The sequence below is a fragment of the Klebsiella variicola genome (assembly GCF_000828055.2).
In the GTDB taxonomy this organism is placed as follows: domain Bacteria; phylum Pseudomonadota; class Gammaproteobacteria; order Enterobacterales; family Enterobacteriaceae; genus Klebsiella; species Klebsiella variicola.
This window is the reverse complement of record NZ_CP010523.2, coordinates 2,334,974-2,360,465: the sequence shown is the minus strand read 5'-3', so window position 1 is coordinate 2,360,465 and position 25,492 is coordinate 2,334,974. Positions and strand designations below refer to the sequence as shown.

Sequence of the window (25,492 nt, the reverse complement as noted above, 5' to 3'; positions counted from 1 at the left end):
GCGCCAGGATTTACTATCCGCCCCGTCTTGTGAGACGCGTTATGAATGAAGCGTAATATTTTTGTTCATTTTTGCCCGATGGCTTCGGGCATTTTTTTCTCTACGCCCGGGAGCGATCCTGTCGGCAACACATTTAGCGGGGCGCGGTCGCCCGTCTGTCAAAACGCAGCAATGGAATTGCCTGTCCGCGCCCCGCTATCCCTTTCCCTTTATCTTTCCCGCCGGTGATTAAAAACCGGCAAAAAATAAGAAATGATGAGATTGCCAGGGGTATAGCTTTCTCTTATGTTTTAAGCGTGTACTCCCCATTAAGGAAACAACATCATGCTTAAGCGTCGCACTCTTAAAACAGCACTGGCGGCGGTTATTTCTCTTGCCGTCATGGCCGCGCCGGCGTATGCCAACCCGGGTAATGGCAACGGTAATGGCGGTGGTAATCACGGGAACAGTGGTAACCATGGCAATAGCGGCAATCATGGCAATAATGGCGACCATGGTAATAAAGGCCAGAATAAAGGTCAGTCTGCTGACGAGCATGGCAACCGCAAAAACTATGGTAAACCCGACCACGTCGACAGCGATATTAGCTTCTCACGGGCGCGCTCCCTTGCCGTGAACTACGGTCTGGTCGGCTATCAGGCGCTGCCTCCGGGTATCGCCAAAAATGTTGCCCGCGGCAAACCGCTCCCTCCGGGTATCGCGAAAAAGACCCTGCCGGCTTCCATGATTAACGACCTGCCCTATTATCCAGGCTATGAATGGCGCGCGGTCGGCGATGACCTGGTGCTGGTCGCCCTGAGCACTGCCATCGTGACCGCCGTGATTAACGGTGTGTTTGACTAAATCACCAGCTTATTGAAAAGCCTCGCCCCGGCGAGGCTTTTTTGTGCCTGGCGCTGGAGAATGACAACTCACTGGCATAATCGCTAAGATAATGGCTCAACCAACCCGGGACAGACTATGGACAAAGACACAGTAGTGACGCTGTTGAAATACAAGCGCTGGATTGACCTTGCCACCTTACAGGCGATCCGCGCAATTGACGGTACGGTATATGGCGAAAAACGTCACCTGACCATCAGGCTGATGAACCATATCCATGTCGTTGACATGATTTTCCGGGCGAACCTGCGCGGCAGGCCGCACGGTTACACCGCGCTGAATACCCCCGAGACGCCAACCGTTGATGCGCTGGAAACGGCCATGACCGCTTGTACGGACGAATACATTCAGTACGTCAGCGCCATGACCCCCGCCGATTTCCACGAACGTATCGCCTTCAAATTTGTCGACGGCGGTGACGGCAATATGACCGCGATGGAGATGCTGAACCACATGCTCTTTCACGGCGCCTATCACCGTGGGGCGGTGGGCTGGATGATTGGCGAATGCGGCGGTGTGCCGCCGAAAGAGGTGCTGACGGTTTTCCTGCGCGACCATCATTCCTGAGGATGCGAAACCATCAGCCGTGAATCGCGCGGAGGATCAGCAGAAGTTCTGCCTGATGACGAGTATGGGTTTTCCGGTACAGGGCGCTGAGGTGGGTTCTGATGGTGGCGATGGATACGCCCAGATGTAAGGCGCATTCATCCGGGGTCATGCCCCGCACCAGCAGCTCCGCCACCGCATTCTCGGCGGGCTTGACGTTAAACAGCTCCATCAAGGCGCTGCCGGTGAGAAACGGCTCGGGAATAATCACGCAGGCGACCCCGGCAAGACGGGCTGCCGGGATCACGAGGATCGGTTTCGGCTGACGCCCGGCGGTATAGCACAGCCCTGCCTTCGGCGGCTCTGCCGTCCGGGTGGCCTGCTCGATGGCGCGTTTCAGCTTTTTACTGTCGGTATCGAGGCACAGCGTATCGCCCCCGCTATACCAGGAGAGGCGGGCGTTGGCGCGCAGGTAGCGTTCGGCATGCGCGCTGGCGTAGAGAATTTTACCGCCATGATCCACCAGCCATACCGGGTAGATCCCGTTGTCCATCACCGCGCTCTGGTATTTTATGGTGTCCCGCAGCTGTTCAAAGCGGGCGTGAAGCTGGCAGGCGGTTTTTAACGCCGGGATCAGGCGCCTGAACAGTTCAAACTGCCCCGGCTGCGGATAAGCCGCCGTATTGGCCGTCATCAGTGACAGATAGGTGGCATAGCCATTGATGGTGCACAGCTTGACGCTGGTGAGATGATTCAGGTCGTTGGGGTGATGAAATTCATTGTAATAGACGCTGCCGGCAATAAACTTATCGCCTAAATATTCCCGGTCCCGATATATTTGCCCGACCGGTAACGCGGTCAATATTTTTTCGGCGGGATCGATAGCCAGAAATACATCGCGATAGGCGGTAAAGACCTTCTCCTCGAGCAGGAGTGAATCAGTCAACAGATGGGCATTGCCTTTGTCGTAAAACAGAAATGCCGCGTACTGATGGCCGGTCAGGAACGCCAGTTTCTGCAATGCCGATTTCCACAAATCGGGATCCAGGGTGGCCGTCAGCACCGTTTCCAGGATCTCGATGTAAATCAGTTCCGGATCAATCGCCATACCGCCACCTGTGAGTCACTGTTTCCGCGGCCGGGGCGGCGCATGTGGCCGCTCTAATCAGCATAGTTCCGCCAGTGAAACAATGACAGTTCAGGTTCGCTGAGCAGCCCGGGAAGCGTGACGCCACCGCGCTATCAAGGGGTTCAGGATCCACTGTCGCGGGTTTGGATAGCGCCCGCCTTCCGGCATAGCGTCCGCCAGACCATCAGGGCGCACACCAGGGTGACGACCGCCAGCCCGCTAAACAGTAGCGTATAAGCAGAGTCATAGCTCTCGCGCAGCGCCCGGAGGGAAAAGTCAGGCAAAAGCGCAGCCGCCTGCGGCATATTGCCAGCCCCCAGCCAGCCTGCGGCGCGGTCAATCACCTCAGGCGCATACACGTGAACGCGACTTTGCAGGGTCAGGTTATTGCTTGCCGTTAATACCGCCGAAACGACCGCCAGGGCGATCCCCTCGCCGGCAACGCGAACGGTATTGAACAGGCCTGCCGCCATACCGGCTTTCGCCATCGGCACAGCGGAAATCGCCAGGCCGTCCATCAGCCCCCAGGGAAACGCCGCCCCAGCTCCACAGAGGATCAGCGCCAGCACCAGCTGCGGGAGATGGTGGCTGTGAAAAGCGTTCCCCAGCAACAGCAACCCGACGGAGGCCATCATCAGTCCCGCCGTGGACACGTGCCCCGGTGAAAACCAGCGGGTGAGCAGGGCCGCAACGGATGGGAAAACCAGCATCGGCGTGGTCAGCGCCATCAGATACAGTGCGCTCTGCGGCTCACTCATCCCCTCTCCGCCCATAAAATGCAGGGGAACAATAATCAGCAGGACAACGTAGCAACAGCAGGTGGCGACAGGCAGCAACAGTACGCCAACAAAACGCGGATGACGCAGCAGGGAGATGTCCAGCACCGGGTTGTTCACCCTCCGGCAGCGCACGACAAACGCCACGAACAGCCCCCCGACGCGATGAGCAAGGCCAGCGTGGTCAGGGATAAAAAACCGCGGGCCGGAATGACCATGAGCGATGCAGTAAACAGCATCAGGGCCAGCGTAAACAGGAGTAAGCCGAGGTTGTCGGGTGTCCGCGGCTCGCTTTTTTCTGCCGCAGGCAGATACGCCAGACCGATAAGCAGAACTATCGCCGAGAGCAGCGCAAACAGGGCGTATACGCCGCGCCAACCCACCGCGTCGGTCATGAAGCCGATCAGCAGCGGGCCAAACGCCAGGCCAACGCCGAACACCGTGCCCAGGATGCTGAATGCCCGGGTCCGCTCAGCGCCATCATACAGCTGGGCCAGCGCCGCACTGCCGCTGGCTAAAATCATCGCCGCGGCCAGGCCCTGCAGAGCCCTCAACACGCCTGACAGGAAGAGATTGTGCGTCAGGCAAAACAGCAGGCTGCTCAGGCAAAACAGCGCGGCGCCGGCGATAAAAATACGTTTTCTGTCGATGGCATCCGCCGTCACCCCTGCGGCCAGCAAAAAGCTGCCGAAAGTCAGCATAAAGCCATTGGTCAGCCACGACAGCGCAGCGGGAGAGCCGCCCAGCGACTGCTGTATCGCGGGGGTGGTCATGACGCCGCCGGTAAAACTTAACGGCAGCAGCAAGGCCGCCATAAAGACAGAAAGCGCGGCCAGGGCGCTGGCGTATCGGGAAGGTGTTCTGGCGGTGAGTAACATCGGGCGGCCCTCATCAGTCGGCAAGGAATGAATAAACTGTCGCCATCCTATTGCGGATGTTATTGCCGATAAATAGACTGAAAATATCTTCTTAAGAGACATAAGGTTTATAATCGATGGACAGCCTCACCTCGCTGACGTCCTTTGTCCGCACCGCCGAAACGTTAAGCTTTGTTCAGGCCGCCAGGCTGCTGGGCATATCTGCCTCGGCGGTGGGTAAGAATGTCGCCCGGCTTGAGCATAAACTGGGAGTCCGGCTGTTCAACCGCAGCACCAGAAACGTCAGCCTGACGGCGGAGGGGGCCGCATTTCTGACGCGCTGCCAGAGTATCCTGGAGCAGATCCAGGAGGCCGAGTCAGAGCTGACCAGCAGTCTCTCACAGCCCACCGGCAAACTGAGGATTTCACTGCCCGTCATTGGCTACCGCCTGTTGCTCCCCGCCCTCACCGCCTTTACCCGTCTTTATCCGCAGGTTGAACTGGATCTCGACTTTAGTGACCGGCTGGTCAATCTGATCGATGAAGGATTTGATGTTGCTATCCGTAGCGGTGAATTAGCGGACTCCCGCTTGATCGCCAGAAAGCTGGGGGGCTTTCGTTTTGTGCTCTGCGCCAGCCCGGCCTATCTGGCGGAATACGGGCCCCCCGACTCGCCAAAGGAATTGGCGGCGCACAAGTGCATTTTTTTCCGCTTCCCCGCGACGGGGCTGATCCAGCCCTGGGAACTGCGCGATATGCGGCTGACGGGAGATTTCAGGGCCGCTGCCGTTGTAACGGTCAATAACATTGAGGCCGCCATTCGCTTAAGCGCGGCGGGGATGGGCATCGCTTATGTGCCTGATTTTGTCGTGCGCGAGGCCATGGATGAGGGACAACTGCAGGAGGTGTTGCCCGGCTGTTGCGTCAAGGATGGGCATTTCTCGGTCCTGTGGCCCGCCAGCCGCTACCTGTCACCAAGAATACGCTGTTTTATCGATTTTATGGCTGCGGCAGAGGTACCTTTGTCACCAGCATCGGCGCCCCCTTACCTCTGAAAAGCCCTGCGCCGGATATCCTGCCGCCCGGCCAGCGAAAGCCGGCGGCAGGTGCGCATCATCAATCATCCGTCAGTACAATGCGTCCTATAACCCGGTACTTTTGCGCATCAAAGAGGTAAAACCAGACCGCGATGGCGGCGCCAAAGCAGAAGCAGGCCAACACGATCCACGGAATGGCATGATAAAAGGAGGAGCTGGCGGCAGCGCCCGCGGCAAACGCCATATTTTTGAATAACAGGTAGACGATATAGATCATCCCCATCCCCCCAAGCAACGGCGCAACGCCTGTTTTAAACCAGTGTCCTTTGCCAATATTTTCTTTATTACCGTGGAAGTAAACGATCACCGCAAAGGCGCAAAGCGCCTGGACAATCATAATGCCCATCGTACCCAACAGCGCCAGCAGGGTGTAAATATCCGCGTAAGGATCTTTACCGGTGATAAAGAATAGCAACACAATCAGCGTGGCGATAACGGTCTGCACCGTAGAGGCAACATGGGGGGAGCCGTGGCGCGAGTGTGAACGACCCAACGTGCGCCCGGCAAACGGAAACAGATTTTCCCGCCCGAGCGCGTAGAGATAGCGCGCCGCGCAGTTATGAAACGCCATCCCGCAGGCAAAAGAGCCAGTGATCACCAGCAGCTTAAACACCCCGACCGCCCACTCCCCCAGATACTGGCGAGCCGGACCGTAGAAAATCTCTCCTGCGCGGTTAGGATCCTGCGCAAGGGCAATAGCCTGCTCCGGTCCCGTTCCGGCAATCGCCATCCACGAAATGAACACGTAGAACACGCCGATACCAATCACGCCCAGCAGGGTAGCCAGGGGAATGATCTTTTTCGGGTTCTTCGACTCTTCACCGTACATTGCCGATGACTCAAAGCCCACCCATGACCAGAAGGCGAAGAATAATCCAATTCCGGCACTGGCGCCGACCACCCCTTTCGCCGGGGTAAAGGCGTTCAGCGGGTTGATCGACTCGGGGACAAAACCCTGTGGCCCTCCGCCATGGATCAGCACCGCCACCGCGACGGCGGTGAGGATCAATATTTCCAGTACCAGGCACAGGCCGAGCACCCGGGAAGTGAGCGAAATATCGAAATAGCTCAGCACTCCGGTGGTCATTAGCATGACGAAGGCGAAGATGAGCCAGGGGATATGTACGCTGAAGACCGTATTGATTAAATCCTCACAGAAAAAGGCGAAGATCCCGACCAGCGCAGCCTCAAAGACAATGTAGGTCATGGTCACCGTCACTCCTGACGCCATGCCAACGATCCGCCCAAGGCCGTGTGAAATAAAGCCATAAAATGCGCCGGTAGCGGTAATAAACCTGGCCATCTGCGCATAGCCGATGGCAAACAGGGCAAGGATAAGGGTGGCGACCATAAACCCCGCGGGCGCAAACTGACCATTACCACTACCCACCGCGATCGGCACATTGCCCAGCATCGCAGTGATCGGCGCTGCCGTGGCGATAGTCATAAACAGCACCCCGCCAAGGCCTACCGCATTTGGCCGCAGCCGCTGCACAACATGTTTTTCCGCCGCTGGCGCGGGATTGGCAAGAATTTCATTGCTCATGATGAACGCTCCGTTCAGTTCAGGCACGCGGCGGATTCAGGCAGGATCTGCCCACCGTCAACAATTAGCGACTGGCCGGTGATGTAGCCAGCCTGACGGGAGGCGAAGAACAGCGCTGCCGCAGCAATATCTTCCACCGTTCCGAGGCGTTTGAGCGGCACGGCGCTGGCCATCCCGGCGATATAGTCCTCGCCCATATCCATCAGCCCTTCCGTGACGATATTCCCCGGCAGGACGGCATTGACGGTAATGTTGTCGCCGGCCAGTTCCAACGCCGCGCTACGCATAAAACCCAGCTGGGCCGCTTTGCTGGCGGCATAGTGAGCCCAGCCCGGATAGCCCGTTACCGGCCCGGTAATCGAAGAGGTGAGGATGATGCGACCATACTCTGCCCGTTTCAGCCATGGCAGCGCCGCCTGAACAGTTAAAAAAGTCCCTTTACTGTTGATCGCCTGCACCTCATCCCACTGCTGTTCGCTCATGTCTGCCAGCGGCGCCGAAGGAAAAATCCCCGCGTTGCAGCAGACAATATCCAGACCACCCCACTGCTGTGCGGCTTCTGCCACACAGGCTTTTACCTCTTCGGCATGACTGACGTTGCAGGTCAGACCGCGTAGCGTTAATCCCTGCTCCGCCGCCTGGCCGATCGCGCTATCGATACGCGATGGTGTGCGGGCGGTAATGGTCACCTTCGCCCCGGCGCGGGCAAAGCCGAGTGCAATGCCAAGACCGATCCCACTACTCCCGCCGGTCACCAGCACATGTTTGTTCATAAAATCTGACATCAATTTTCCCCGTCTGTGAAAGTTCTGCGATCCCATCCGTTTGGCCTGGCCGTGCAGCGATCTCCGTCGCTGGCAGGAAAAGAATAATCACGTAAATGTTGAATGTTCAACATTTTAATGTGAGATTTCAGCATAAAAATAATGCGCTATGATTGGGCACAAGACTGGTGCAATAGACAGATTAATTTATCTATATATATCAAGGAATTAATAATAAACTTCACGCTTTGATTACGCCTGAATGAGAAAAACACACATTATACGTTCCGTTATGGTGCAATCGGCTGAATCCAGCCAACTAAATCATACTAACTTACTGTTATTAAAATAATTAATAAACAAAAAGCATAATTGAAGCGCAACAGGAAACAAAAAAAACCTCACACATCTTGCAAATCCCGCAACCACAACATAAAAATGTGTTAAGCGTGTCATTTCAAATTGAGGACAGCATGTTTAACGACGAGTATTTAACAACACTTACCCTGAAGCTGCGGCCGCTCCTGCCCCGCTGGGGCCTCAGCGAAGGCGCAGAGATTGGCCTGCTGACGGTTTCAGAAAATGCCACGTTTCTGGTCAGCGATAAGATGACGCAGAGAAAGATCGTGTTGCGAGTGCATCGCCCAAACTACAGCTCAGCGGTGGAGATCCATTCTGAGCTGATGTGGCTAAACGCCCTGCATGCCCGGGGAGATATCAACATCACCGTACCGCTTGTACTGGATGATGGGACCTGTATCGCCAGCCTCATCGACGGCGAAACGGTCACCCACGTCGTGGGATTCACCTTTGTTGCGGGCAGCGAACCTGATACTGGTAGCCATCTCACCGGCTGGTACCATGCCCTGGGACGGGTTGCGGGAGAACTGCACAGGCACAGCGAAGGCTGGGTAAAACCCGAGGGTTTTCATCGCAAGGTGTGGAACACCGAGACGATTATCGGACGTCATGCCTGGTGGGGCGACTGGCGGAAGATGACGCAACTGAGCGCCGACGATATTACGCTGCTGGAGGCGGTGGAGGCCACAGTGGTCGCCAGACTGGAAGCGTACGGACAGGGCGCCGACCGCTATGGGCTGGTGCACTGCGACATGCGGCTGGCCAACCTGCTGGTGAATGATAATTCGCTGACGGTGATTGATTTTGACGACTGCGGCATCTGCTGGTTTGGCTGGGATTTTGCCACCGCCGTCAGTTTTATTGAAGACGACCCGGCCCTTGCGGACTACCGCGCTGCGTGGCTTGCGGGCTACCGTAGCGTCCGTCCCTTCAGTCAGCAGGACGAAGTGATGCTTCCGGTGCTGGTGATGCTGCGCCGCTTACAGCTGACGGCCTGGCTGGCCAGCCATAGTGAGACAGCCACCGCCCGTCGCTACAGCCCGCAATGGGGCGCCATCACCGTACGCCTGGCCCAGGCGTTTCTCCTCCAGGCGTCACCGCTTAGCGCTACCGTTAACTGCAAGGAACCTGCTGATGAACAATAAAACCCCCATTCTTCAACTGAACCGTTTTGACGCGTTGACCGGCGTGGCCGACGAAAACCTGAGCCGACAAATTGCCCGTCGCCACGCCACCCAGGGGACCGGTTCGGTGCTGTTTTATCCACAACCGATCGTCATGGCGTCGGCCTCCGGAGCCTGGATGGAGGACTCCGCCGGCAACCGTTATCTGGATATGTATAACAACGTGCCGGGCGTGGGGCATTGTCATCCGCATATCACCCAGGCGATGGTGCGCCAGGCCGGGTTACTGAACACCAACACCCGCTATCTATTCCCGGTACTGGAGCAGTACGCGGACAGCCTGCTGGCGACGTTCCCCGCCGGGCTGTCGAATGTGATATTTACCTGCACCGGCAGCGAGAGCAACGACATCGCCCTGCGGATGGCCCGCTTTATCAGTGGTCGGCAGGGGATCATCGTCACCGAGAGTGCCTATCACGGCAATACAACGGCGGTGATGGAGGTCTCTCCCTCCGGGCACAAAGAGGCCCTCCTGCCCCCGTGGGTGCATACCATTCCCGCCCCTGACCTGCGCAGGCTGTCAGCGGGCCAGACGCTGTCTGACCTCTTCGCCGCCGACGTTGAGCGCGCCATGGACGAGCTGGATGAGCGGGGCTACGGCTGCGCGGCGCTACTGGTGGATACCATTTTTTCCAGCGACGGCGTTTTCGCCGATCCGCCGGGATTTCTGGCCCAGGCGGTAGCCCGCGTACAGGCCCGGGGCGGACTGTTTATCGCCGATGAAGTCCAGCCGGGCTTTGGTCGGACAGGCTCTCATTTCTGGGGCTTCCAGCGTCACAGTGTGCAACCGGATATCGTCACGCTCGGCAAGCCAATGGGGAACGGTTTTCCCATGGCCGCGGTGATCACGCGTCCGGCTATTCTGCAGGCGTTCAGCGAAAAGACCGAGTACTTCAACACCTTTGGCGGTAACCCGGTGGCTGCCGCCGTGGGCCTCGCGGTACTGGAGGTGATTGAACAGGAGGCCCTGATGAACAACGCCCAGCGCAACGGGGACTATCTGCGTGCCGGACTGCGCCAGCTGGCCCAGGATTTCCCGGCCATCGCCGACATTCGCGGCGCCGGACTGTTCAACGCCATCGAGTTTGCCCGGCCAGACAGCGGAGAGCCGGATCCGCAGCTGACGAGTCGCGTTATCTATCACCTGAAGCTTGAGGGCGTGCTGATTGGCGCGGCCGGTCGCTTTGGCAACAGCCTGAAGATCCGTCCGCCGCTGTGCTTCAGTCGCGATGATGCAGATTTCTTCCTCGAACGGCTGGCGAAAGTCATGGGCCGCCTGAACGGATAGTCTAACCGACAGGGCAAACATCCAGTTTGTTTGCCCTCGGCGTGCAGGTATATTAACGGCATCAGCGACTTCAGGGAGAGTAACCAGCGTTCATGTCGAAGAGAAAAGAAGACCGTCAGCAACAGATCCTGCGCGAACTGGCTGAGACCCCGACCCTGCGGATTGGGGATATGGCGCGCACCCACGGTGTCTCTACCGAAACCATCCGTCGCGATCTCGACGAACTGACCCGCCGGGGCGTACTGAACCGAACTTACGGCGGTGCGGTGCGGGCCATGAACAGTGAACCGACGGTCACGGAGCGCCACCAGCTGTTTACCGAAGAGCGCGAGCGCATCGCCCGGGACGCCGTCCATTGTATGCGCGAGGGCAAAATATTTATGATCGGCTCCGGCGCTACCACGGTACATGTTGCCCGCCGGATGGCCAGCGAGCTGCGGGATATTACGGTCATCACCCACGCCTTCGGCGTCGCAACGGTGCTGTCGATGAATCCAACCATCCGGGTGATCGTTGCTCCCGGGGAGTACTGCGCTACCGAAGGGGCAATGACCGGTGCGCAGACGCTTCTGTTCCTCAGCCAGTTCACGGCGGACTATACGTTACTGGGGGCCAGCGGTATCGCCGCCGATGGGCCAAGCGAGGCGTTAATCGACAGTGGAACGGTTTACCGGGCGATGATCCAGCGCGCCGCGAAGAGCATTGTCGTCGCCGACCACTCGAAGTTCGACCTCACCTACCCCTACCACTACGCGGGCTGGTCGGGCATCAGCCGTTTAATTACTGACCAGCCCCTGCCCGACCATCTCGCTACTGTACTCGGCCGGGAAAAGGTGGTCGTGGCGCGTGGTCATGCCGCTCCTGAACAGCAGTGACCCGCGCCGGTACGTTTACCCTTTGGCAAAATTGGCCTGGATCCGCTGCTGCAGATAATCCTCGGCGCTGATGGGCGGGTACTTTCTCTGCGGCCCGAGGATCTCGACATCTTTATTGGCCTGGCAGAAAAACGCCAGGCTGTAGCGCGGCCCCTGATATTCGTGGGGCAGCGGGTTTCTCACCCGGTGGAAGTTAGACGGCAGCTGGTCGTCGCTCCAGCGCATCAGCATATCGCCGATATTGCAGGTGATCACCTCCTCCCGCGGTTCAATGCTGGTCCACTGCTGGCTTTCGCGGTCTTTACCGGGACAAACCTGCAGGCCACCCTGGCCGGGGCGCTGGAACAGCAGCGTCAGACAGTCAAAATCGGTGTGCGCGCCGGCCCGCCACATCCCCTGCTGCGACTGCTCGGTCGCATAGTAATGCAGCATGCGCAAGGTGCTCTGGTAGGTGTCTCGCTGCGGATCGTGCGCGGTGGTGAAAAACGATTCCGGAAAACCGAGCTTCAAAGCAAAGCAGGAGAGGATCTTCATCCCCAGCTGCCAGCACTGCGATTCAAACCCGAGCATCGTCTGCTTGAATGCTGGCAACTCCCGATCGCTGGGCCAGCGCCCGGCCATCAGCGGCCGGGTGATCTGATACGACTCTTTTTGATCCGGCGTGCGGGTCGATGGCCGAACCTGCGCTTTGCTTTCCCAGCCGGCGTTGCCGGCCAGCGGATACTGGCGCTTCACCTCGTCGGGCAGGTCGAAAAACGCCTCGGTCATGCTGAACGCCTGGCGGATATCCGCCAGCGGAATACCGTGGTGGCTGACCTGGAAGAAGCCGATCTCCACCGCCGCCTCCCACAGTTGTTCGGCAATGTCATTTTTTCTTTCGGCAAAGTTCGACAGGTCGATACAGCGCACTTCGCGGGCGAAGGTCTCTTCGCCCTGGGCGCCCATCAGCGCCTCTTTTTCCAGTTCCTGTAAGGCGTAGCGTTGATTCTGAGTGGTTGCGTTCATCGTCATTATCCTGTTATCAGTTAAACAGCGGCGCGCTGCTGGAGGGTACGGACGGCCGCCAGCGCGTCGTGGCGCATCGCGTCAAGGTCGAGACCGGGAATGGCGTCGTCTTCCACGATGGGGCGGCCATTGAGCAGCAGCGCCTTCAGCGCGGCGCGCCCACCGCAGGCCACCGGCCCAATGGCCATATCATGCAGGCCGAAGTAGCGCGGATCGTCCAGCCGGTAAATGGCGAGGTCCGCCTGCATGCCGATCTGCAGGGTGCCGGTCTGCGCTAAGCCAAGGATCTGCGCGCCGCCGGCGCTGCCCCAGCGCACCACATCCTCCACCGTGGCCGCATCGGCTCCCCCCTCGAAGGTGCCCCCGGCGTAGCGCGGCTGCGCCAGCATCCCCTTGCGCGCGCGTTGCAGCAGCCATGCGGCATGGGCTTCGCTTTGCATATCCGCCGCTTCATTCGAGGCAGCGCCGTCCACCCCCAGCGAGACCGGGACCCCGGCCTGCTCCAGCGCCAGCAGATCGGCGATGCCGCTGCCCAGCCGGCCGTTGCTTTGCGGGCAGTGGGCGATGCCGGTTCCGGTGCGGCCCAGCAGGGCAATCTCCTCCGGCAGCAGCTTCACCAGATGGGCAAACCACACGTCATTTCCCAGCCAGTCGTGTTCCGCGCAGAACTGAACCGGCGTCATGGCGAATTTCTGCCGCGCGGCGTCGAGATAATCGACGGTTTCCGATAAATGGCTGTGCAACCGGATCCCCAGCTGGCGGGCCAGCTTCGCCATCTCCCGCAGCTGGGCGCCCGGCGCGGAGTGCAGGACGGTAGTGGGCGCCATCACCACCCGGCGCAGAGAATCGGGCCGGGGGTCGTGATAGCGGCTGACCAGCCGTTCGATATCCGCCATATAGCCGTCGAAGGTTTCCGGACGCAGCGCCACCGGCAGATCCTGCTCCACCGCCCGGCCCTGGGTCGCCCCACCCCGGCACAGGACGATACGCATCCCCAGCGCTTCCCCTTCGCTGAAGACAATCTCCGAGGTATCGAAAGGCATATCCGGCCAGTACAGGTAGTTGTGATCCGCCACGCTGGCGCAGCCCGAGCGCAGAAGCTCCACCAGGCCAATGCGCACCGCCAGACGAAAGGTATGTTCATCGAAAGCCGCGCGAAAGCGGTACGGCGTGGCGCTCAGCCAGGCCGTCAGGCTCTGGTTCAGCCCCTGCGGCTCGCCCTTCAGCAGCGACTGAAAAAGATGGTGGTGCGTGTTCACCCATGCCGGATAGATCACACAGTCGCGGGCATCGATCTGTCGCTCTTCCGGCAGCGGCGTCAGGCTGCCGATGGCGGCAATCTTGCCGTCGCGGATGCGAATATCCGGCCCGGCCAGCCGCGCCGCCTCTCCGGGCAGACCGCTGAGGATGGCATGGGCATTTTTAATCATTAATGACATGGCGTCGCTCCTCAGGGTTTAACCTGCATGGCCTGAACAAATTCGGTGGTGTAGGCCTGTTTCCAGTCGGTGGCCGCCGCCAGCAGACCGGCGCTGACCATAAAGTCGCGGGTCTTCTGCCAGCGCGCGTCGGTCATCGTCCCCCAGCCCTGGCTGGCGGCATCCCCGCCGTCGATCAGATGATGCTCACGGATCTGGGTCACGCCCCAGGCGAGCAGGTCGTCGGTCATTTTCGGGTTGTCCTGCTTAATCAACGCATTTCCCGGCGCCGGATTGTTGAGGTAACTCACCCAACCCTCCATTGAGGCGCGCACAAATTTCGCCATCGCCGCTTTACGCTCGGCGATGGTATCCGGGCGGGCGATAAGGATGCCGCCGTAGGGGGGATAACCATGCTCAGAAAAGAGGAAGAAGTTCGCCTTCACCCCGGCCTTCTGCACCTGGAACACCTCGGAGCTGACATAGGCCTGCTGGGCGACGGCGTCATCGACGACAAAGGGTTGAATATTGAAGGTATAGGGGCGAACCTGAGCGTCTCTCAGCTGATATTGCGCCTTCAGCCACGGCCACCACGTCGCCTGACCGGAGCTGGAGACCAGAAGCGTTTTGTCTTTCAGCCCCTGCAGGGAGGTGACATCGGCATGGGTCAGCAGCCCCTGGGGATCGTACTGAAAGGGCGCGGCAATGGCTTTCGCCTGGAAGCCGCGCTGAATGCCTTCCAGCAGTTGCAGATCGTAGCCGATGATCACATCGGCCCGCTTCGACAACAGCAACTGCATGCCGTTGACCTGGGGTCCGCCGGAGCGGATCTCGACGTCGAGACCATATTTTTTGTACAGCCCAGTGGCCTGGGCCTGATAATAACCCCCCTGCTCAGCCTGAGCGTACCAGGAGGTCAGCAGAACGATTTTCTCCTCGGCCTGAACGGCCAGCGAGACACCGCCGAGAGCCATCAGGCCCAGCCAGCGAAAGCCCCGGGGAAGGCGTGCACGACTTTTCATTATCCCTCTCCTCTTCATGCCGGGAGAGGGGCGAGCAAACCACGGCTCAGCCTCCCATCCCGGTCAACATTGAACCGCGACATGGTGACTGAGCAATGTCCCGTATGGATAACCCGTACTGACCGCTTCTACTCACACTCAGCTATACAAAAACAATGCCAGATTTGATCGCCCACGAGCGGCCGCGAGAAATCGCCTGCGCCGCCGCCCACGGGCATGCAACCTTTGATTCATGCACACAAAAAACGCACCATTATGGTGCACTAATGAATGATTTTAGTGCCTGCCCGGTCGCTCACAGCTGACTGAAGAGCATCTCCAGCTGGTTCAACATCATCGAGGCGGCGAGGGAAAGCTGGCGGGCGGGCGAGACGCACAGCGCCAGCGTGAAAGGCTTAAGCTGCGGATCGGTTAGCGGTACAAACGCCAGCTGGCCTGACTCGATCTCATCGAGAATATCCAGCCGGCACAGGATGCCGATGCCCATCTGCTCTTTGATCAGGGTGCGGATCATGTGAATGTTATTCGACACCGCCACCTCCTTCACCTCGTTGCCGCTGATATTCACCAGCGCCTCCACCGGCTCGCTGATCATCAACGGGGCGGACGGCAGGATAAACGGGTAGTCGATGCACTGACTAAAGCGCACCGCGCTGCGGCTGGCCAGCGGATGGCCGGTCGGCACCACGATACCCATATTCATCTCGGCAAACGCCCGCACCTGCAGTTCGCGGGAGGTCTGGGGATTGAGCATGATGCCGAAATCCGCCTCGCCAGAGATCAGCGCCTGCTGAATGTGGATATTGTTGATGGTGGTCAATGTAAAAGAGATGTTGGGATAATGTTTATGCACCTCTTTGAGCATCGTCGAAAAAAAATGCCGGTTAATGGCATCGATGGTAGCGATACGCACATGCCCCCGCCGCAACCCGCGCAGGTCATCCAGCTGTTCGCAGACCCGGGTAAAGTCCTTTTTCCAGTTATTGGCCGCGTGCAGGAGCAGCTCCCCGGCGGCGGTCAGCCGCAGCCCGGTGGGATGGCGCTCGAAGAGCGGCATCGCCAGCTCCTGTTCCACGCGCAAAATCTGACGGTCGATGGAAGACGCCGACACATGCAACGCCTCTGACGCTTTACGAAACGATCCCTGACGGGCCACTTCGGTGAAATAGAGCAGAAATCGGGAGAAGGCAAACATGGTTTGGGTGCTCTCTTTTTTGCAACGGGTTGTGCGAATCAAAGCTCTGGACGCAACAGTTTTATCACAATACCGTAGCATTCATAGCGGAGAAACGATCGTTTCACCCATTTTCTTGCACGCCGGACAGTTTACCGCGAAGAGGAGTTATCTCTTCGCCGACCCTGGCCGCCCTGCAGACAGCGGAATGAGGGAGAGTAAACGGTAATGCACAGCCACGATCTTATTTCGGTCTCGGTTGGGGAAATACGCCCCAACGGACAGGGAAATCTATCCGTAATATTGCAGGCGGCGGCCGGGGAAATATTACCGGCCTACTCTGCCGGGGCGCATATCGATATTATTATTCCCGGCGTTGGCCCCCGGCAGTATTCCCTGTGCGGCACGCCTGACCGCAGTAATACTTATGAAATTTGCGTCAGGCTGACTGACACCTCCACCGGCGGCTCACGCTATTTGCACCAGCAGGTGAAATCCGGCGATCGGCTCGCCATTTCGCCTCCGCGCAACCATTTTCCCCTGCCGGAGGCCGGGCGCTACCTGCTGTTTGCCGGCGGTATCGGCATCACGCCGTTGCTGGCGATGGCTGAAGCAATTGCCGCCAGAAAGGGGGCGCTGGAGCTGCATTATTATGTCGCCAGCTCGCGCCAGACGGCCTTCTCCCCGCGCCTGACCCAGCTGGCTGCGGGCGGCACGGTGGCGATCCACTGTAGCGAGGAAGGCGCGTCGTTTCGCCAGCGGATCCCCGCCTGCTTAACCACACCCGATCCTGATACCGCAGTGGTCGCCTGCGGCCCGGAGGGTTTTATTCAGCGACTGCAGTCGGTCATGGAGGAATATCGCTGGTCGCCGTCGCAATTCGTCTTCGAGCGTTTTACTCCCGCGGCGGAAAATAATACTGCGGCGAAAAATGCGTTTTATATTGAACTGGCCTCCAGCGGGCAGCGCCTGCAGGTCGCCGCGGATCAAACCATTGCTCAGGTATTACAGCACGCCGGCGTGGAAGTGATGCTCTCCTGCGAACAGGGAATGTGCGGCTCCTGTATTACCGGGGTCCTCGACGGGATCCCCGAACACCGGGACAGCGTGCTGACGGCGGAAGAGAAAGCGGGCAACGACCAGATCACGCTCTGCTGTTCGCGGGCGAAATCGCCGGTTCTGGTTTTGGATCTGTGAGGAGACTGACGATGACGTTCCCCTCCTCTTCCGCGCCGCTCGCCGGTATCAGCCGCGCCCGACTCCCGGCCTGGGCGCTGCCCGACGGCTGGCCGACGCGGGCCAACGGTGAACCGGTGCTGGCGGACCTGGCCTTTCGCGATGGACGGATTGCCGCATTGACCCCGACCGACCAGCCGACTCCCGGCCTGTGGGACCTGGCGGGGGCCCTGACGCTCCCCGGCCTGGTGGAACCTCATGCCCATCTGGACAAGACCTTTACCATTGAACGCTGCCGTCCGGCGCAGGCCGGGCTGCTGGCGGCGATCCACGCCATGCACGAGGATCGCCAGCACTGGACCAGGGCGGATATTCAACGTCGGGCGTCCGCCGCGCTGGCCCGGGCGGCAGCAAATGGTGTGACCCATTTGCGTAGCCATATCGACTGGTTTACCGCCGACGCACCGGACGCCTGGCAGGAGATCGCCCGCCTCGATACCGTCGGCATCACCCTGGAGCGGGTGGCGCTGGTCCCGCTGACCCTGTTTCGCGATCCGGCGGACGCCGGGGCCATTGCCCGAACGGTCGCCACCAGCGGGGAGGGCTGCCTGCTGGGCGGCTTCATCCACTCCTCCAACTGGGACGCTGCCGCCATGGCAAACCTGCTGCGTAGCGCGGCCCGCTGGGAGCTGGATCTGGATTTGCATATTGATGAGGAGCTCAGCGAGGTGTCTCAGGGGCTGACCTGGCTGGCGGACCATCTCTCCCGCCACCCTTTTCCCGGGCATATCTGCTGCAGCCACGGCTGCGCGCTGGCCGCCGGCAGCGACGAACAGGCGGCGCCGATCCTGCGCCAGCTGGCGGCGCACGGCGTCACCCTTATCGCTCTGCCGATGACCAACCTGCTGCTGCAGGATGCGACGTTCGGTCGCACGCCGCGCCAGCGGGGGATCACGCTGCTGCACGAGGCGCAGGCCGCCGGCGTGGCCACCCTGCTCGGCTGCGACAACGTACAGGATGCCTTCTGCCCGGCGGGGAGCTATGACCCGCTGGACACCCTGGCCTGCGGCCTGTTCAGCGCTCAGCTCAGCGACCTGTTCGACCGGCAGTCGCGGCTGATCTGCGATCGCGCGGCGCTAACCGGTTCGCCGGCAGACGCGGCGCCCTTTGCCATCGGCGCGGCGGCCAGCGTAGTGATTTTCCCGGGTAGCGACCGTTTTACCTGGCCTTTAAACAGCGCCGCCCGTCTGGTGGTTAACCACGGCAGGTTAACCCACCGGCGCGTGTGGCAAGAGGAGATGGCACATGAGTCTTGAAGCAGGCGCGGGGGCGCCGCTGGCGCGGTATGCCGCCTGGCGCAGAGCCGGCGATTTTATCTTTCTCTCCGGCATTATTCCGGTCAATCCCCTGACCGGCACCATCGTCAACGGCTTTCAGGATGTGCCTGAGTCGGTGCGAGAGCTGCTGGGGGCGACCGGTGAATTTTCGACCGATGCGAAACAGGGCCCGATCCTCGCCCAGAGCTGGTACGTACTGGAAAGCATCCGCCGCACCGTGGCGTCCGCGGGAGGGCAGATGAGCGACGTTATCAAGCTGGTGCAGTACTTTCGCAACCTTGACCATTTTCCCTATTACAGCCGGGTCAGAAAGCTGTTTTATCCCGACCAGCCGCCCGTTTCCACCGTGGTCCAGGTCAGCGAAATGCTGCCCGACGCCACGGTATTGATTGAAGTTGAAGCGACCGTCTGGTTACCCCAGCCAATTCACTCCGAGGCACCGCGATGATTAACGGTTACATTCCTGCAGCGCGCTTTCTCCCTTTCCTGAGCTGGACGGACGTGGCCGCCCTGCCGGATAAAAGCAATACGGTTATCGTCCTCCCCACCGGGGCGATCGAACAGCACGGCCCGCATCTGCCCTGCTCGGTGGACAGCGTGATATCTTCCGGCGTGGCGGGCCATGCCCTCGCCCGGCTGCCGGCGGCGATCCCGGCCTACGCCATCCCGCCGATCGTCTACGGTAAGTCCGAGGAGCATCTGCATTTTCCCGGCACCCTGACCCTCAGCGGCGATACGCTGCTGCATACCCTGCTGGAGATCGCCGAATCCCTCTATCGGGCCGGTTTTCGCAAGCTGCTGATGATCAACGGCCACGGCGGCCAGCCGCAGATCCTGCAAATCGCCTGCCGGGAAATGCGCCTGCGCCACGGGGATTTCATCGCCATCCCGCACGATGTGTTCAACGTACCCAACTGCGAAAAACAGTTTCTCAGCCCGCATGAACAGCGGATGGCGATGCACGCCGGACATAGCGAAACGGCGCTGATGCTGGCGCTGGCCCCGGAGTGCGTTCATATGGAGCGGGCGGTCGCCAACTTCCCGCCGGAATTCCCCTGCCCGACCCTGTCGAAAGGCCGCCCGGCGGCGGCGTGGGCGTCCTATGACTTTGGCCCCAGCGGGGTGATTGGCGACCCGACCCCGGCGACGCGGGAGCAAGGCGAAGGGCTTCTCGACTCCCTCGCCGCCAGCTGGGCGCAAGCGATCATCGAGATCCACCGCATGGCCTGGGTCGAACGTCACGAACCGACCTGGGGCAAACAGCACTGGCACGGCTTTGTGCAGTCCCTACCCCCCTCTTTCGCTGCTGAATCCAAGGAGCCATGATGAATACCAGACCGACGCTCGTTTTTACCCTGCTGACCGTGGCCGCCCTCGCGACCTCAGCCTCCTGCTTCGCGGCGGAGAAGTTTACGTTTCTCACCAACTGGTATGCCCAGGCCGAGCACGGCGGGTTTTACCAGGCCCAGGCCACCGGGCTGTATCAGCACGCCGGTCTCGATGTCGAGATTAAAATGGGCGGCCCGCAGATCAACGTCATGCAGTTGATGGCTGCCGGTCAGGCCGATTGTACCCTTGGCGACAACGGTCAGGCGCTGGAGACCTGGCAGGCCGGGGTGCATGCGGTGACCGTCGCTACCGTGTTCCAGCACTCGCCGACGGTGTTTATCACTCATAACAAAGTGGAGAACCCGGCGGAGCTTAAAGACAAAACCTTCCTGCTCGCTACCGAGGCCTATACCTCTTTCTGGCCGTGGGCGAAGAGCGAGCTGGGTCTGGCTGGCAGCAAAGTGCGCCCCTATACCTTTAACGTTCAGCCGTTCCTCGCCGATAAAAACCTGGTGCAGCAGGGCTACGTGACCTCCGAGCCGTTCTCCGTCGCCAAAGGCGGGCAGCCGTTCTATGTCTATCCGCTCAGCGACTGGGGATATCCGCCCTACGGCAACTCGATTATCTGTATGGCCGACACCATCCGCAAACGTCCGGCGGCGGTGGCGGCCTTCGTCAAAGCCTCCATGGAGGGCTGGAAAAGCTACCTGCAGGATCCCACCCCCGGCAACAGTCTGATCGCTAAAGCAAATCCGCAAATGAGCGCCGAGCAGATCGCCTTTGGTATTGCCCAGATGAAGCAGTACCAGCTGGTGACCGGCGGCGATGCCAAGACCGGCGGCATCGGCATCATCACCGAGCCGCGGCTGAAGAAAACCTGGGACATGCTGGTGAAAAACAAACTGATCGACGCCAGCAAGGTGCCGTTTGAGCAGACTTACACCCTGGAGATGGTCAAAGACGCCGGAGTGATGCCATGAATACCGCCCCGAAACTGACCGTGATGAGCGACACCCGCTTTACGCCCGCCTCTGCCACCCCGGCCATCGAGGTGCTGTCGGCGGAGAAGATCTACAGCAACGGTACCCGGGCGCTGCTGCCCGTTAACCTGACCATCAATCAGGGGGAGTTTATTACCCTGCTCGGCCCGTCCGGCTGCGGGAAGAGTACGCTGCTGAAGATGGTCGCCGGCCTGGTGGAGCCCAGCGACGGCAAGCTGATGCTGTGGCGGCGCGATAGCCGGGAGAAAGCCCAGCATCCGCTGTCGTTCGTCTTCCAGGAAGCCACCCTGATGCCGTGGAGCAGCGTGCGCAATAACGTCAGGCTGCCGCTGGATCTGGCCGGCGTGCCGCGGGCGGAAGGTAATACCCGGGTGAGTGAAGTCCTTGAGCTGGTGGGGCTGGGCAAATTCGCCGACGTCCTGCCGCGCGAACTCTCCGGCGGCATGCAAATGCGCGTCTCCATCGCCCGCGGCCTGGTCACCCGGCCAAAGCTGCTGCTGATGGATGAGCCCTTCGGCGCGCTCGATGAAATCACGCGTAATAAACTCGACAGCGACCTGCTGCGTCTCTGGCAGGAGCAGAACCTGACGGTGGTGTTTGTCACCCACTCGATCCACGAAGCGGTGTTTCTCTCACAGCGGGTGATCATGATGGCGGCCCGTCCCGGACGGGTGGTCGAAGATATCGCCATCCGGGAGCCGTTCCCGCGCAGCGAGGCGTTCCGCGTCAGTCCGGCCTTTTCCCTGTATGCCCGTCAGCTGCAGGACAGTCTGTTGCAGGCCAGCCAGTCCGGTATGGAGTCATAATATGAAAAACACAACCTCAACGCCGTGGGTCCAGCATCCGCGTTTTCTCAAAATTCTCTATCCGACCCTCGTCGCGGTGGCGGTGGTGCTCCTGTGGCAGGGCGCGGTGAGCTATTTCCGCATCCCGGCCTTTCTGGTGCCGTCGCCGCTGGTGATGCTGGAAAGCCTGTGGACGCATCTCACGCCGCTGCTGCTGGCGCTGCTGTTCACCCTCAAGATCACCCTGATCTCGTTTCTGCTGTCGATTGTCATTGGCGCCGCGGTGGCGTTTATCCTGGTGCAGAACCGCTTTGTGGAAACCGCCCTGTTTCCGTATATCGTGTTTTTGCAGGTGACGCCGATTGTCGCCATCGCTCCGCTGATCATCATCTGGGTGAAGGATGCCACGCTCTCGCTGGTGGTGTGCGCCACCCTGATGGCGGTGTTTCCCATCATCTCCAATACCACTCAGGGACTGCGCAGCGTCTCCCCCGGCCTGCTGAGCTATTTTCGCCTCAATCACGCCAGCCGCTGGCAAACGCTGGTGCGGCTGCGTATCCCCTCGGCGCTGCCCTATTTCTTCGGCGCGCTGCGTATTTCCAGTGGGCTGTCGCTGATTGGCGCGGTGGTGGCGGAGTTTGTCGCCGGGACCGGCGGGACCAATACCGGTCTGGCCTATCAGATCCTGCAGGCTGGCTACCAGCTGGATATCCCGCTGATGTTTGCCGCGCTGCTGCTGATCTCTCTCGCCGGGATCGCGCTGTTTGGCGTGATGTCCTGGGTTTCGCGCCGGGCGCTCAGCGCCTGGCATGAAAGCGAAGCCGTGCAATCTCATTAATATTTTGCTGACGAACAGGAAGAAAAATGATGACTGATGAGCAGCGTCAACACGCGGTCGCGGCGATCCAGCAGGCACTCCCAACGCTGGAGTGGACCTTACAGCCGGCGAAGATCAAACGGCTTTCCCGCGATTTTCACTGGTTCAGTCCGGTACTCACTGAGCAACTGGCGGGGAAACAGGCGGACGCGGTGGTTCGCCCACGCGACGAAGAGGAGCTGCGCCAGCTGGTCGCCGCCTGCGCGCAGCACCAGCTGCCGCTGACGCTGCGCGGCAGCGCCACCGGCAACTATGGCCAACTGGTCCCCCTCGAAGGCGGGCTGCTGGTCGATATGACCGGACTCAACCAGATCGTCGCCCTCGGCAACGGCACGGTGCGCGCCCAGGCCGGCATTCGTCTGGCAGACATCGAAACCGCCGCCCGCCCAACGGGATGGGAGCTGCGCTGCATGCCGTCGACCTACCGACTGGCGAGCCTGGGCGGCCTCTACGGCGGCGGGTTCGGCGGCATCGGCTCCATCAACTATGGGCCGCTGGCGGCGCCCGGCAATGTGCTCAGCGTCAAAGTGATGACCGTCGAGCCGGTCCCCCGCGTGCTGACCGTCCCGGCTCCCGAAGCGCTGCTGCTGCATCACGCCTACGGCACCAACGGCATCATTCTGGAGGTTGAGCTGGCGCTGGCGCCCGTGCACCAGTGGATAGAGCGCCTGGACGTGTTTGACGATTTCGCTGATGCGCTGAACTATGCCAACGCCTGCGTCCGCTCGCCGGGGCTGGTAAAACGTCAGGTCGCGCTGCTGGCCACGCCGATTGCCGATTATTTTAGCCACCTCAACGATCGTTACCGCACCGGGCAGCATGCGGTTATCAGCCTGATCGCCGAGGAGAGCGAAGGACTCTGCGCCAGCCTGTTACAGCGCCATCGCGGGAGCAACGCCATCCGTCAGGCCAGCGACGAGGCCCGGACGCAAAACGCCTCGTTAATGGAATACTGCTGGAACCATACCACCCTGCATGCGCTCAAGGTGGACAATACGCTGACTTATCTCCAGACGGCGTTTGATCCGCTGCGCTATCCGCAGCAAATTTTACAGATGGAGCAGCACTTCGCCGGAGAGGTGATTTCCCATATTGAATTCCTGCGCGATATCGAGGGCAATCTCACCGCCAGCGGTCTGCAGCTGGTGCGCTATACCACGCCCGCGCGGCTCAACGCCATCATGCAGATATTTCGCGACAACGACGTCAAAATTAACAACCCCCACGTGCTGCAGGTTGAGGACGGCAAACAGGGCGTGATTCGCCCCGACGTCGTGGCGGTGAAACAGTCTCTCGACCCGGCGGGATTGCTTAACCCCGGCAAGCTGCGCGGCTGGGCGCTGCGCGACCAGCTGGAGCTGGACAGCAACCCGCTGGCACTGGCCACCCGCGAAACCCCCACGACCTGATCGCCCCATTCCGGGGCGCGCTAACCGGTCGCTGGCCCGCTTCTCTTCCTCCTGCCCGCGCGGCGAGTTTTTTTACGCCACTCATTCATATGAATGAGTGGCGTCTCTGTTTCCTCCGTTATACTCATCAAAAAAGCGACGATAAATTTATTATCACGGGTTAATTCCGCGGTTCAGTTTTCGTGTCGAATTAAATAGTTATTCCGAACACGCTCTGGCGGATTATTTATTACGCGCTGTCATTTTATTACAACTTGCCGATTACCGGCCTGAACGACAAAAATGACCGTAAAATGAGTCGACATAAATTTGCCCCTATGAATTAAGCACATGATAAAAACGTCGTAAATTATTTTTATTCAACACAGCAATAGTGAGGATAATATGAGCGATGCCATTTCTTCGCAACTTGAAAACATCATTACGATGCTGATCGCCATCAGTATCGCCTCGGAAAGACTGGTAGAGATAATCAAAGGGTATTTTCCCTGGCTTAATCTGGAAAATCAGGATCCGGTCATCGAAGGACGACGCAAATCAGCCCTACAGATATTAGCGGTGGTTGCCGGTATTCTGACGGCGTTTTTGACCCAACCTTTCGTCGCCGGCAGTTTCTCGGCCATTAAACATCCGGACCTGATGACATTATGTATTGGCCTGATGGCAAGCGGCGGATCGGCGTTCTGGAACGTCATTCTTAATTATCTGTTGCAAGTGAAAAACCTGAAAAAGCAACAAGTCAGCAGCGTGAAAGCGGATCCAGTAGCCGATCCTGCCCCCCCTTCTCCGGTTTATCATGACGTGGTTCCTGGCGCAGAGCCGGTCAGCTCAAACCCCTGTTTCAATCCGGAGGGTAAATAACATGGTATGGCGTGTCGCAAAGAGTCTGCTGATACTCAGAGATCAGATTAATCAATATGCTCCGCATCGCAACAAGGACAGCGATGGCACCATTGGTGATGAACATCATGCCCACACCAACTCGGATCATAATCCGCAGGTGATAGATGGAAATATTGGTGTGGTAACGGCTATCGATATTACCCACGATCCTCTACATAAATGTGATGCTCAGGCGATTGTCGATGCGCTGGTCGCCAGCAAAGACAAACGAATTAAATATATTATCTGGAACAAACGGATCATTAGCGCTTCTGTCCAGCCTTGGGTATGGCGGGATTACCATGGCGTCAGCCCGCACGATAAACATTTCCACTTATCCGTGGTGCCGGTGAAAGCGCTGTACGATTACACCTTACCGTGGCTGTTATTTAATCCACATAAAGAATGATCCAGTTTTTTTCCGATTACCGTGAGGCGAATATGACTCAACAAATCGACATTGAGAAAATAAAAGCGGCACTCAACGCCATTGAAGAACTCGAACAGATTGCCCGTTCAACGCAGCCGGCCGATATTAAAAATTTTTGTGTGGAATATAACAAAACATGGAAAAAGAAAGTGGATACCCTGCTGGCACTGATTATTGATGAACCCATCAGTTCGCTGTTAGTTAAACTGGTGCCTTACTTACCCACACTGCTGGTGATTATTAACATGCTAAAGGCGGGCGTTGAGCAATATTGTCAACTGCATCTCGCGGAGGAGCCTCCCGTAGATAAATAATTGCCACCCATCCGGCCAGGGCCTGCTCA

General features: G+C 59.3%; 24 protein-coding genes and 3 pseudogenes. 17 read left to right on the top strand and 10 right to left on the bottom strand.

The annotated features are described in order from the left end of the window. The first annotated feature begins 324 nt into the window (after positions 1-324). Positions 325-843: an anti-virulence regulator CigR family protein gene (locus SP68_RS11050; RefSeq protein ID WP_008804585.1), complete on the top strand. Its 519-nt coding sequence runs from the start codon at positions 325-327 to the stop codon at positions 841-843. A 117-nt stretch (positions 844-960) separates the two neighbouring features. Beyond that, the gene (locus SP68_RS11045; protein WP_012968019.1) at positions 961-1,449 is read left to right on the top strand and encodes a DinB family protein; all 489 of its coding nucleotides are present in this window, start codon (positions 961-963) and stop codon (positions 1,447-1,449) included. 36 nt (positions 1,450-1,485) lie between these two features. Here SP68_RS11045 and SP68_RS28860 read toward each other — a convergent pair. The 4 genes and pseudogenes from SP68_RS28860 to SP68_RS28290 form a co-directional block, all read right to left on the bottom strand. Beyond that, positions 1,486-1,741, bottom strand: a pseudogene (locus SP68_RS28860) (transcriptional regulator). A 681-nt stretch (positions 1,742-2,422) separates the two neighbouring features. After that, a pseudogene (locus tag SP68_RS28855) lies at positions 2,423-2,536 on the bottom strand (helix-turn-helix transcriptional regulator); the annotation flags it as partial. A 143-nt stretch (positions 2,537-2,679) separates the two neighbouring features. Next, positions 2,680-3,480, bottom strand: coding sequence for an MFS transporter (locus tag SP68_RS28295; protein ID WP_167350467.1), 801 nt, complete (start codon positions 3,478-3,480; stop codon positions 2,680-2,682). A gap of 91 nt (positions 3,481-3,571) precedes the next feature. Beyond that, positions 3,572-4,211, bottom strand: a pseudogene (locus SP68_RS28290) (MFS transporter). 116 nt (positions 4,212-4,327) lie between these two features. Here SP68_RS28290 and SP68_RS11030 point away from each other — a divergent pair. Next, positions 4,328-5,245 carry a LysR family transcriptional regulator gene (locus tag SP68_RS11030; protein ID WP_040968591.1) on the top strand — a complete coding sequence of 306 codons (918 nt, stop codon included), beginning with the start codon at positions 4,328-4,330 and terminating at the stop codon, positions 5,243-5,245. Between the two features lie 61 nt (positions 5,246-5,306). Here the strand turns inward: SP68_RS11030 and SP68_RS11025 are convergent, their stop codons facing one another. Both SP68_RS11025 and SP68_RS11020 read right to left on the bottom strand, forming a co-directional pair. Then, a complete protein-coding gene (locus SP68_RS11025; RefSeq protein ID WP_022064545.1) occupies positions 5,307-6,833 on the bottom strand; it encodes an APC family permease in 1,527 nt (508 codons plus the stop codon). 14 nt (positions 6,834-6,847) lie between these two features. Continuing rightward, positions 6,848-7,618, bottom strand: coding sequence for an SDR family oxidoreductase (locus SP68_RS11020; RefSeq protein ID WP_022064546.1), 771 nt, complete (start codon positions 7,616-7,618; stop codon positions 6,848-6,850). A 428-nt stretch (positions 7,619-8,046) separates the two neighbouring features. On the opposite strand from SP68_RS11020, the gene SP68_RS11015 reads away from it, so the two are divergent. The 3 genes from SP68_RS11015 to SP68_RS11005 all read left to right on the top strand — a co-directional run bounded on the left by SP68_RS11015 (position 8,047) and on the right by SP68_RS11005 (position 11,304). Further along, positions 8,047-9,102, top strand: a complete 1,056-nt coding sequence (locus tag SP68_RS11015) for a phosphotransferase enzyme family protein (RefSeq protein WP_223168404.1) — start codon at positions 8,047-8,049, stop codon at positions 9,100-9,102. After that, entirely contained in the window at positions 9,092-10,429 is a 1,338-nt protein-coding gene (locus tag SP68_RS11010) for an aspartate aminotransferase family protein (RefSeq protein ID WP_008804577.1), read from the top strand. Before SP68_RS11015 ends, SP68_RS11010 begins: the two co-directional genes overlap by 11 nt. A gap of 92 nt (positions 10,430-10,521) precedes the next feature. After that, positions 10,522-11,304, top strand: coding sequence for a DeoR/GlpR family DNA-binding transcription regulator (locus SP68_RS11005; RefSeq protein WP_022064548.1), 783 nt, complete (start codon positions 10,522-10,524; stop codon positions 11,302-11,304). Between the two features lie 15 nt (positions 11,305-11,319). Here SP68_RS11005 and SP68_RS11000 read toward each other — a convergent pair whose 3' ends face one another. The 4 genes from SP68_RS11000 to SP68_RS10985 all read right to left on the bottom strand — a co-directional run bounded on the left by SP68_RS11000 (position 11,320) and on the right by SP68_RS10985 (position 15,944). Further along, positions 11,320-12,309, bottom strand: coding sequence for an isopenicillin N synthase family dioxygenase (locus tag SP68_RS11000; RefSeq protein WP_023322760.1), 990 nt, complete (start codon positions 12,307-12,309; stop codon positions 11,320-11,322). 20 nt (positions 12,310-12,329) lie between these two features. Next, on the bottom strand, positions 12,330-13,748 hold the full coding sequence (locus SP68_RS10995) for an amidohydrolase family protein (RefSeq protein ID WP_032733157.1): 1,419 nt from the start codon (positions 13,746-13,748) through the stop codon (positions 12,330-12,332). 11 nt (positions 13,749-13,759) lie between these two features. Then, positions 13,760-14,749 (bottom strand): ABC transporter substrate-binding protein, encoded by a 990-nt coding sequence (locus tag SP68_RS10990; protein WP_040968592.1) that lies wholly within the window; start codon positions 14,747-14,749, stop codon positions 13,760-13,762. 295 nt (positions 14,750-15,044) lie between these two features. Then, complete coding sequence (locus SP68_RS10985) at positions 15,045-15,944, bottom strand: LysR family transcriptional regulator (RefSeq protein WP_004202952.1); 900 nt, start codon at positions 15,942-15,944, stop codon at positions 15,045-15,047. A 207-nt stretch (positions 15,945-16,151) separates the two neighbouring features. Here SP68_RS10985 and SP68_RS10975 point away from each other — a divergent pair, with 207 nt between their 5' ends. The 11 genes from SP68_RS10975 to SP68_RS10925 all read left to right on the top strand — a co-directional run bounded on the left by SP68_RS10975 (position 16,152) and on the right by SP68_RS10925 (position 25,463). Further along, a complete protein-coding gene (locus tag SP68_RS10975; protein ID WP_040968593.1) occupies positions 16,152-17,120 on the top strand; it encodes a PDR/VanB family oxidoreductase in 969 nt (322 codons plus the stop codon). Positions 17,121-17,131: 11 nt separating this feature from the next. Next, positions 17,132-18,415 carry an amidohydrolase family protein gene (locus tag SP68_RS10970; RefSeq protein WP_040968594.1) on the top strand — a complete coding sequence of 428 codons (1,284 nt, stop codon included), beginning with the start codon at positions 17,132-17,134 and terminating at the stop codon, positions 18,413-18,415. Beyond that, a complete protein-coding gene (locus SP68_RS10965) occupies positions 18,405-18,884 on the top strand; it encodes a RidA family protein (RefSeq protein WP_032741072.1) in 480 nt (159 codons plus the stop codon). The genes SP68_RS10970 and SP68_RS10965 overlap by 11 nt, the downstream gene beginning before the upstream one ends. Continuing rightward, positions 18,881-19,762 carry a creatininase family protein gene (locus SP68_RS10960; protein WP_016161231.1) on the top strand — a complete coding sequence of 294 codons (882 nt, stop codon included), beginning with the start codon at positions 18,881-18,883 and terminating at the stop codon, positions 19,760-19,762. Before SP68_RS10965 ends, SP68_RS10960 begins: the two co-directional genes overlap by 4 nt. Beyond that, positions 19,762-20,745 (top strand): ABC transporter substrate-binding protein, encoded by a 984-nt coding sequence (locus tag SP68_RS10955; protein ID WP_016161232.1) that lies wholly within the window; start codon positions 19,762-19,764, stop codon positions 20,743-20,745. Before SP68_RS10960 ends, SP68_RS10955 begins: the two co-directional genes overlap by 1 nt. Then, positions 20,742-21,572, top strand: coding sequence for an ABC transporter ATP-binding protein (locus tag SP68_RS10950; protein ID WP_004175785.1), 831 nt, complete (start codon positions 20,742-20,744; stop codon positions 21,570-21,572). The genes SP68_RS10955 and SP68_RS10950 overlap by 4 nt, the downstream gene beginning before the upstream one ends. A 1-nt stretch (position 21,573) precedes the next feature. Continuing rightward, positions 21,574-22,389: an ABC transporter permease gene (locus SP68_RS10945; protein WP_004175779.1), complete on the top strand. Its 816-nt coding sequence runs from the start codon at positions 21,574-21,576 to the stop codon at positions 22,387-22,389. Between the two features lie 26 nt (positions 22,390-22,415). Next, positions 22,416-23,837: an FAD-binding oxidoreductase gene (locus SP68_RS10940; RefSeq protein WP_032733161.1), complete on the top strand. Its 1,422-nt coding sequence runs from the start codon at positions 22,416-22,418 to the stop codon at positions 23,835-23,837. A gap of 384 nt (positions 23,838-24,221) precedes the next feature. Further along, positions 24,222-24,698 carry a hypothetical protein gene (locus SP68_RS10935; protein WP_008804564.1) on the top strand — a complete coding sequence of 159 codons (477 nt, stop codon included), beginning with the start codon at positions 24,222-24,224 and terminating at the stop codon, positions 24,696-24,698. A 1-nt stretch (position 24,699) separates the two neighbouring features. Continuing rightward, a complete protein-coding gene (locus tag SP68_RS10930) occupies positions 24,700-25,128 on the top strand; it encodes a hypothetical protein (protein ID WP_040968595.1) in 429 nt (142 codons plus the stop codon). A gap of 32 nt (positions 25,129-25,160) precedes the next feature. Next, complete coding sequence (locus SP68_RS10925; protein ID WP_051975541.1) at positions 25,161-25,463, top strand: hypothetical protein; 303 nt, start codon at positions 25,161-25,163, stop codon at positions 25,461-25,463. Positions 25,464-25,492 lie beyond the last annotated feature (29 nt).